At 47.5% G+C, this 816-nt stretch carries 1 protein-coding gene; it reads left to right on the top strand.

The genetic code is table 11. The features are described from left to right. Positions 1 to 626, top strand: a 626-nt coding sequence (locus HMPREF3139_RS02340; protein WP_210388917.1) for a YadA C-terminal domain-containing protein, incomplete at its 5' end; no start/stop codon positions are given. Positions 627 to 816: the final 190 nt, after the last annotated feature.

Below are 816 nucleotides of genomic sequence, written 5' to 3'. Positions count from 1 at the left end.
ACCGTCAAGACATCGACGCCAATAAAGCAGCAATTGAGACCAAAGCTGATAAGACTGCTGTAGAAAGCGTAAGAACAATAGCTGTTGAAGCTCAAAAATCAGCTCAAGTGGTAAAAGGTGCTGTTGAAGTTGCCCAAAAATCTGCTGAAACTGCTGAAAGCCATGCCAAAGCTGCAAAAACATCCGCTGATGCTGCCAATAATGTAGCAAGTGCGGCGCAAACTGCTGCTGCTCAAGCTCAAGATGCAGTTAAAGCTAATGCCACACAAGTTGCCGCTAACAAAGCCGATATTGCTACCCTGCAAACAGCAAGCAACCAACACGCTGCCGGTATTGCTAAAAACTCAGCGCGTATCGACAACTTGGACAAAAACGTAGCTAATCTGCGCAAAGAGACCCGCCAAGGTCTTGCTGCACAAGCAGCCCTCAGCGGTCTGTTCCAACCTTACAGCGTTGGTAAGTTTAACGTTACCGCTGCTTTGGGTGGTTTCAAATCTGACACCGCAGTTGCAGTCGGTGCAGGCTACCGCTTCAATGAAAACTTTGCAGCCAAGGCCGGTCTTGCAGTCGGCACCTCTTCAGGCGGCTCTGCATCTTACAACGTAGGCGTGAACTACGAATGGTAATACTGGTTTAGTGTTAAATAGGTATCAAACCCGCAGCTATGCTGCGGGTTTTTTGTTTTGTTTGGCGGGTTTGCTCAACTGGACATGAATCTCGAATAAAAGACTTATAGTGGATTGACTTTAAACCAGTACGGCGTTGCCTCGCATAGCCGTACTATCTGAGACCTTTGCAAAATTCCCCAAAATCCCC

Source organism: Neisseria sp. HMSC15G01, assembly GCF_001808255.1.
Taxonomy (GTDB): domain Bacteria; phylum Pseudomonadota; class Gammaproteobacteria; order Burkholderiales; family Neisseriaceae; genus Neisseria; species Neisseria subflava_A.
Note: the sequence above shows the minus strand (reverse complement) of the source record. Positions and strands in the feature narration are given on the sequence as shown.